This is a genomic window from Actinomycetospora chlora (assembly GCF_039542135.1).
Classification (GTDB): domain Bacteria; phylum Actinomycetota; class Actinomycetes; order Mycobacteriales; family Pseudonocardiaceae; genus Actinomycetospora; species Actinomycetospora chlora.
In genome coordinates this window covers 158,763-166,547 of record NZ_BAABHO010000006.1, presented here as the reverse complement: position 1 = coordinate 166,547, position 7,785 = coordinate 158,763, and the positions used below count along the sequence as shown (strand labels likewise).

Annotated in this window: 7 protein-coding genes; 2 read left to right on the top strand and 5 right to left on the bottom strand. The window is 76.2% G+C overall.

Annotation, left to right across the window (positions count from 1 at the left end; all coding sequences use genetic code 11):
* The 5 genes from ABD994_RS05975 to ABD994_RS05955 form a co-directional block, all read right to left on the bottom strand.
* Window positions 1-898 (bottom strand): DUF222 domain-containing protein (locus tag ABD994_RS05975; protein ID WP_345411727.1); only part of this gene is annotated, 898 nt, incomplete at its 3' end.
* Window positions 899-1,058: 160 nt separating this feature from the next.
* Window positions 1,059-2,036 carry a non-homologous end-joining DNA ligase gene (gene ligD / locus ABD994_RS05970; protein WP_345411725.1) on the bottom strand — a complete coding sequence of 326 codons (978 nt, stop codon included), beginning with the start codon at window positions 2,034-2,036 and terminating at the stop codon, window positions 1,059-1,061.
* A gap of 22 nt (window positions 2,037-2,058) precedes the next feature.
* On the bottom strand, window positions 2,059-2,829 hold the full coding sequence (locus ABD994_RS05965; protein WP_345411723.1) for an N-acyl homoserine lactonase family protein: 771 nt from the start codon (window positions 2,827-2,829) through the stop codon (window positions 2,059-2,061).
* On the bottom strand, window positions 2,826-4,193 hold the full coding sequence (locus ABD994_RS05960; protein ID WP_425550023.1) for an MFS transporter: 1,368 nt from the start codon (window positions 4,191-4,193) through the stop codon (window positions 2,826-2,828). Before ABD994_RS05960 ends, ABD994_RS05965 begins: the two co-directional genes overlap by 4 nt.
* 52 nt (window positions 4,194-4,245) lie before the next feature.
* Window positions 4,246-4,923 carry a TetR/AcrR family transcriptional regulator gene (locus ABD994_RS05955; RefSeq protein ID WP_345411719.1) on the bottom strand — a complete coding sequence of 226 codons (678 nt, stop codon included), beginning with the start codon at window positions 4,921-4,923 and terminating at the stop codon, window positions 4,246-4,248.
* A gap of 69 nt (window positions 4,924-4,992) precedes the next feature.
* On the opposite strand from ABD994_RS05955, the gene ABD994_RS05950 reads away from it, so the two are divergent.
* Entirely contained in the window at window positions 4,993-5,889 is an 897-nt protein-coding gene (locus tag ABD994_RS05950; protein ID WP_345411717.1) for a shikimate dehydrogenase, read from the top strand.
* On the top strand, window positions 5,879-7,744 hold the full coding sequence (locus ABD994_RS05945) for a sugar phosphate isomerase/epimerase and 4-hydroxyphenylpyruvate domain-containing protein (protein WP_345411715.1): 1,866 nt from the start codon (window positions 5,879-5,881) through the stop codon (window positions 7,742-7,744). Before ABD994_RS05950 ends, ABD994_RS05945 begins: the two co-directional genes overlap by 11 nt.
* Window positions 7,745-7,785: the final 41 nt, after the last annotated feature.

The following is a 7,785-nucleotide window of genomic DNA, read 5'->3' as shown; positions in this document are numbered from 1 at the left end:
CCGCGCTGGCGGCCGGCGCCCGCCGGGTGGTGCGCGCCGCGGGTGCGGGGCGGCGGGGCTCGGGGATCAACGCCGGCTCACCCTCGGCGCCCTCGCGCGACCCCTCCTCCGACTCTGACTCGGGCTCCGGTTCGGGCTGGGGGTCGGCGCCCGGCTCGTCGGCGAGCACGCCGTGCGGGCCCAGGGCGCCGGCGACGAACTCCTTGAACGCCGCCGCCTGCCGCTGGGCGAGGCTGCGCTGGTCGTCCGGGCCGGCGGGGGCGGCACCGAGCTCGAACCCGGCCCGCAGCATCGCCGCGTCCACCGCATCCCGGAACGCGGCGCGGATGGTCATCGTCCCGTCCCGACGGCTGGTGATCAGCAGCTCGTCCCACCTGTCCTCGTCGTCATCCGGCGCGGTGCCGTCGGGATCGAGGCGGGCGAGCAGGTCGTTCGCCAGCTGCTGGAGCCCCCACGGGCCGTGGGTGGTGGCCTCGGTGGCCAGGAACTCCTCGGCCCACACCAGCTGATCCACCGCCAGCTCGGGCACCCGCTCCAGCCGCCGCAGCGTCCGGCGGATGATCGCCACCTGCGCCGCCCCGACCCGACCCTCGCGGTAGACGCGGGCGGTGCTCGGGTAGCGCGCCGGCAGCGGCTCGCCGGCCAGCGAGGTCCGCGCGGTGAGGTCCGCGGCCTCAGCGCACAGCCGGGTCGCCTCGGCCCGCGACACCCGCCCGATCTCCATCACCAACCGCCCGGTCGACCGGTTCCCGGTCTCGGCCGCGACCCCGAGGCGCTCCAGCTCAGCGATGTCGCACAGCAGCCGGTGCTGCTGGGCGTACAGCGCGACGAGGTGCTCACGGGTGCGCTCCAGCGCCTCCCGCGCCGCCGCGCCCACACCATCACCGTCGTCGAACACGTGTTCGAGTGTACCGGGCACCCCCGACACCGACGGGCAGACACCGGCCACCCCTCGGAAGTCTTTGCGATCGCGACAAGGGGCCTGCTCCCTGGCCGAGGTCGGCACCACGGCCGACGTGCACGACGCCACCGCACGGCGCGAGCCGGCGGACAGGTCGTCACTCGACCAGCTCCGCGACGTCCCGGTCCGGCCGCAGACCCCGCCACGACGCGTGGCGCAGCACGCCCTCGTCGGTCCACGACCGGAACCGGGCCTCGGCGACGAGCGTCGGCGCCGTCCACCGTGCGGCGCGCTCCTCGGGCACCGGGCCGTCGAACGGGCTCGCCGACGTCTCGGCCGCGGCCAGCACGGCGTGCAGGCGCTCGCGCTCGGCGTCCCGGAACCCCGTGCCGACGTGGCCGAGGTAGCGCAGCCGGCCGTCGGGCAACGGGCGGCCGAGCAGGACGGCCCCGAGCACGCCGGTGTGCCGCCCGCGGCCACCGGCCCACCCGCCGACGACGGCCTCGACCGTGCGCCAGAGCGGCGTCTTCACCCACGCCGCCGAGCGCCCCGGGCGGTAGGGCCCGTCGCGGCGCTTGGCGACGATCCCCTCCATCCCGTGCCGGTCGGCCACGGCGAGCGCGGTGTCCGGGTCGAGGCCGGTGAGCCGCGGGGACAGCACGACGCCGCGGTGGCCGTCGAGCCCGAGCGCCTCGAGCCGGGCGCGGCGGGCGTCGAGGGGCTCGTCGAGCAGGGACGCCCGGTCGACCCACAGCAGGTCGAACGCCACGAACGTCGCCGGCGCCTCCGCGACGAGCTGCGCTGACGGTCGCTGCACGCCCATGCGGCGCTGCAGCCGGTCGAAGCTGGGCCGGGCCGGCGCGCCTGGCGCCGGGGTGGAGAGCACGACGATCTCGCCGTCGAGCACGACGCGCCGCTCCCCCAGCGCGGTGCCGAGCGCGGCCGTGACGTCGGGGTACGAGCGGTCGACCCGCCGGCCCGCCCGCGAGACCACCACGACGTCCCCGGGCCCCTCGACGTAGGCGACGGCCCGCATCCCGTCCCACTTGAGCTCCAGCGCCCACTCCGGGCCCGCGGGCACGCCCCCGGCCGTGGCCAGCATCGGGGCCGTGCGCGGCAGCGGGTCGGCGGGCACCCCTCCGGTCTACCCGCCGCGGTCAGGCCAGGCGGGTGACGAGGGGGCGGGTCGACGGATCGGGCGTCACACCCTCGGGGTCGTGGCCCGGCACGACCAGGCCGTCCTCCCCGGCGAGCTCGACGAGGCGATCGAACGCGGCGTGGACGTCGGGCACCGCGTGCAGGATCGGCGCCGGCCGGTCGGCGGTGAGGTTCTCGCGGAAGTGCGCGGCGTCGGACGCCAGCACCACCGGCCCGGACGCCGTCGCCACCCGCACCACCTGCATGCCGGCCGTGTGCCCGCCGACGTGGTGCACCTCCAGTCCCGGCACGACCTCCGCCGACCCGTCGACGAGGTCGAGCCGGTCGCGGGCGGGGCCGGTGAGGTGGGCCAGGTCGTCCCGGCTGACCAGCCACTGCTCGCGACGGATCCGCGCGGCGACGGGGCCCGTCCAGTAGTCGAGCTCCGCGCGCTGCACGACGTAGCGGGCCCGGGGGAAGGCCGCGACGGTGCCGGTGTGGTCGTAGTGCAGGTGGGACAGGACGACGAGGTCGACGTCGCCGGGCGCCACGCCGAGGGCGGCCAGCCCGTCGAGCGGGGAGCCGTGGAACTCCAGCCCGTCGATGGGCACGTACCCGTCCGGGTCGATGCCGGCGTCGACCAGGACGGTGTGCTCCCCGCTCGTCACGAGCCACACGTGGTACGCGGTCGGGTGCGGCTCCTGGGCACGGTCGTCGTACCCGAGGAAGTGCTGGCCGCGCACGCCGGCCCGGCTCGCGAACCGGATCGCGTGTACCGCGACGTCGCTCACGAGGTGGCGGCCGCCGTCCGCCGCTCGCCCGTCACCGGCAGGCCCAGGTCCTCGGTCGGGGTGCGGTAGTAGTCGCGCCCGGTGGCGACGGCGATGACGTTGACCAGGCAGACCACCGCGACGAAGCCCGCGACCGCCGGCCAGTTGCCGCCGTCCTCGCCCGCCAGCGCCGCCGCGATCGACGGCGCGAAGCCGGCGACGGCGAACCCGATCTGCGTGCCGATGGCGACGCCGGACAGCCGCACCCGGGCCGGGAACATCTCGCCGTAGAAGGCGGGCCAGACGCCGCCGGTCGCGCTGTTGCCGAGGCCGAACACGAGGATGCCGAAGACGAAGATCCAGACGTAGCTGCCGGCCGAGATCGCGTACAGGTAGCCGACCATCGTCACGGCCATCCCGATCGAGCCCGCGAGGAACACCGGCTTGCGCCCGATGCGGTCGCCCAGCGCCCCGAAGGCCGGGATGACGAGGATGGCGACGAGGTTGGCGACGACGCCGACCCACAGCATCGCGGTGCGCGAGAGCCCGACGTCGTTCACGGCGTAGGACAGCGCGTAGACGGTGAAGATCGTGCTGACGGTGGCGATCATGGCGGCGAAGACCACCCGGACCACCGAGCCCAGGTGCTCGCGCAGCAGCACCGCCACGGGGGCGCGGGCGATCTCCCCGCGCTGCTCCTGGTCGGTGAAGACCGGCGTCTCGTCGAGCGTGCGGCGGATCAGCAGGCCGGCGACGACGACGATCGCGCTGAGCCAGAACGGCAGCCGCCAGCCCCAGGACAGCAGGTCGGCCTCGGGCAGCGCGGCGACGGGCAGGAAGATGGCCGTGGCGAGGACCTGACCGAACTGGGTGCCGCCGAGGGTCCAGCTGGTGAAGTACGCGCGCCGGTGCGGCGGGGCGTGCTCGAGGCTGGTCGAGGACGCCCCGGCCTGCTCGCCGCCCGCCGAGAAGCCCTGCAGGAGGCGCAGCGACACGAGGATGATCGGCGCGGCGACGCCGATCGACGCGTAGGTCGGCAGGCAGCCCACGGCGAAGGTCGCCGCGCCCATGAGCAGCACCGTCGAGACGAGGATGCGCTTGCGGCCGAAGCGGTCGCCGAGGTGGCCGAGCACGAACGCCCCGAGCGGGCGGGCGAGGTAGCCGGCGCCGAAGGTCGCGAGCGCGAGCAGCGTGCCCGTCGCCGGCTCGGAGCCGGGGAAGAACAGCTTGTTGAACACGAGCGCGGCGGCCGTGCCGTAGATGAAGAAGTCGTAGTACTCGAGCGCGCTCCCGATCCACGCCGCCAACGCGGCCTTGCGGGGCTGGGCAGGTGGTGCTGCCTGCGGTGCGGTCACGGCCACTCCCTGAGCACGGCTATGTACCATCTGGTTACGTACCGGATGGTGAGTTGCGCCGTGGGCGTGTGTCAAGCGCCCGTCAGGTCCGGCCGACGTGGGCCGTCAGGTACTCGACGACGAGGTCGCCGACCATCCGGCGGTAGTGCGCCCGCCGGGCGGGGTCGAGCAGGTCGCGGTCGAAGACGGCCGCGAACGTGTGCCGGTTGGCCGTGCGGAAGATGCAGAACGCGCTGATGACCATGTGGACGTCGAGGGCGTCGACGTCGTCGCGGAAGAGCCCGGCCGCCCGCCCGCGCGCGAGGATCCCGCCGAGCACGTCGACGGCCGGGGCCGCGAGGCCAGCCAGCGCGGAGGACTCCCGCAGGTGCTCCGCGCGGTGGATGTTCTCGATCGCGACCAGGCGGATGAAGTCGGGGTGCGACTCGTGGTGGTCGAACGTGAGCTCGGCGAGGGCGCGCATCGCGCGGGCCGGGTCGAGGTGGTCGACCTCCAGCTGCGCCTCGAGGGCCCGGATGCCGGCGTAGGCGTGCTCGAGCACCGCGAGGTACAGCCCGCGCTTGCTGCCGAAGTAGTAGTAGATCATCCGCTTCGTCGTGCGGGTGCGCGCCGCGATCTCGTCGACGCGGGCGCCGGAGAACCCGTGGTCGGCGAACTCGGTGGTGGCGACGGCCAGCAGGTCCGCCCGCGTGCGGGCCGCGTCCCGGCGGCGCTCGGCGACCTCGTCCGTCGCCGGCACCGTCTCCGGCAGCTCGCTCACCGTGCTGACCCTAGGCGATCCCACGATGGCGGTGGCTAGTGAACCATCTGGTACGTACGCTGACGCCCCGTGAGACTCGTCGCCGACCCCGACACGGTGCAGGTGGGCCTGATCGGGACGGGCATCGGCCCGTCCCTCTCCCCCGCGCTGCACGAGCGCGAGGCGGCCGCCCTGGGCCTCGACTACCGCTACACGCGCTTCGACCTCGACGCGCTCGGCGTCCCGCCCGACGACGTCGGCGACCTCCTCGCCCGCCTCCGCGACGCCGGCCTGCGCGGGGTCAACGTCACGCACCCGGTCAAGCAACGCATCCTGGCCCACCTCGACGCCCTCACCGCCGACGCCGCGGCGATCGGCGCCGTCAACACCGTCGTGTTCGACGAGGGGCGCGCGGTCGGGCACAACACCGACTGGTCGGGCTTCGCCGCGGCCCGCCGCGACGGCCTGCCCGGCGCGGGGCTCGCGCAGGTCGCGGTGCTGGGTGCCGGCGGCGCGGGCGCGGCCGCGGCCCACGCCCTGCTCACCGACGGCGCCGCGACGGTGACGGTGCTCGACGTCGACGGCACCCGGGCCGGGGACCTCGCCGCCCGCCTCGCCGCGACGTTCGGCGCCGGGCGGTCCGCCGCGGCGCCGACCACCGAGCTCCCCGACGTCCTGGCCGGCGCCGACGGCCTCGTGCACGCCACCCCGACCGGCATGGCCGAGCACCCGGGCCTGCCCGTCGCGCCCGTGCTCCTGCGGCCCGGGCTCTGGGTGGCGGAGATCGTCTACCGGCCGCTGCGGACCGCGCTGCTCGACGCCGCCGATGCCGCCGGCTGCCCGACGCTCGACGGCGGGCTGATGGCCGTGCACCAGGCCGCCGACGCCCTGGCGCTGTTCACCGGCCGGCGCCCCGACGCCGCCCGCATGCGCCGCCACCTGCAGGAGCTCGTCACCGAACCCGGGGAGGACCACCGTGCCGGCTGACCCGCGCACCGCCGTCGCGACCGTCTGCCTCTCGGGCGCGCTCGAGGACAAGCTCGCGGCCGCCGCCACCGCGGGCTTCGGCGGCGTCGAGATCTTCGAGCCCGACCTGGTCGCCTCGCCGATGTCGCCCGGCGAGATCCGCCTGCGCTGCGCGGACCTGGGCCTGTCGATCGACCTCTACCAGCCGTTCCGCGACTTCGACTCCACCGACGACGACCGCCTCGCGGCGAGCTACCGGCGCGCCGAGCACAAGTTCGGCGTGATGCGGGCGCTCGGCACCGACACCGTGCTCGTGTGCTCCTCGGTGGCCCCCGACGCGGTCGCCGACCCCGACCGCCTGGCAGGCCAGCTGCACGGCCTGGCCGAGCGCGCCGCCGACCACGGCCTGCGGCTGGCCTACGAGGCGCTCGCCTGGGGGCGGCACGTCGACACGTGGGAGGCGTCGTGGGACGTGGTACGCCGCGCCGACCACCCGGCCCTCGGGCTCTGCCTCGACAGCTTCCACGTGCTCTCCCGCACCCCCTCCCACACCACCGAGGTCGACGGCATCGCCGACGTCCCCGGCGACAAGATCTTCTTCCTGCAGCTCGCCGACGCGCCCGTGCTGGCCATGGACGTCCTGCAGTGGAGCCGCCACCACCGGCTCTTCCCCGGCCAGGGCGGCTTCGACCTGCCCCGCTTCCTCGCCGCCGTGCTGCGCGCGGGGTACGGCGGGCCGCTGTCGCTCGAGGTGTTCAACGACGTCTTCCGCCAGGCCGACCCGGTGCGCACCGCGGCCGACGGTCACCGCTCGCTGCTCGCCCTCGCCGAGGCGACGGCCGCCGGGGGCCCGGGCAGGGGTGTCGGCGTCGACCCGGTCGGCGGGCCGGCCCCGGACGTCGCGGGGACGGCGTTCGTCGAGATCGCGACGTCCGGCGACGAGCCCGCGCTCGACGACACGCTCACCGCGCTCGGCTTCGCCCGGACCGGCCGGCACCTGACCAAGCCGGTCGACCGCTGGGAGCAGGGCCGCGCCCGCATCCTGGTCAACCGCTCCGGCGAGCACGCGACGGGCATCGGCGCCCTCGCGGTCGAGTCCGCGGACCCGCCGGCGGCGGCCCGCCGCGCGGCGCGGCTCGGTGCGCCCGCCCTGAGCCGGTCGCGCGGCCCCGCCGAGGCCGACCTGCCCGCCGTCGCCGCCCCCGACGGGACGGCGCTGTTCTTCTGCCGCCCGGGCACGGACGCCGAGTGGACCGGGGACTTCCGGGCCACCGGCGAGACCGCGGAGGGGATCGGGGTGAGCGCCGTCGACCACGTCGGGCTCGCGCAGCCCTTCGACCACTTCGACGAGGCGACGCTGTTCTACCGCGCGGTGCTCGGCCTGCAGCCGGGCGGCGTCGGCGAGTTCGCCGCCCCGTTCGGCCTGGTCCGCAGCCGGGCCCTCGCCGACCCGGCGCGCCGCGTCCGCCTCGCGCTGACGGTGTCGCTGCTGCGCCGCGGCGAGTGGGCCCCGGGGGTGCCCGAGCCGCAGTACGTCGCGCTCGCGGTCGACGACGTCGTGGTCGCGGCCCGCGCCGCCCGGGACGCCGGCGCGCCGCTGCTGGCCGTCCCGGACAACTACTACGACGACCTCGCGGCCCGCGTCGACCTGCCGCCCGACCGGCTCGCCGCGTACCGGGAGCTGGGGGTGCTGCACGAGCAGGGCCCCGACGGCGCCTACCGGCAGGTGTGCACCGAGGTCCTCGCCGGGCGCCTGTTCCTCGCCCTCGTCGAGCGCGTCGGCGGCGAGGACGGGTACGGGTGGGCCGACACCCCGGTGCGCATGGCCGCGCACCGGCGCCGGCGCCTGGCGCGGCGGCGGCTCGCCCCGGCCTGAGACCCGGCCCGAGACCCGGCCCGAGGTTGCCCGCCCCGGTC

Coding starts and splice junctions, on each gene's coding strand:
- ABD994_RS05960 (WP_425550023.1), bottom strand. CDS start 4,193: ATGGTACATAGCCGTGCTCAGGGAGTGGCCGTGACCGCACCGCAGGCA.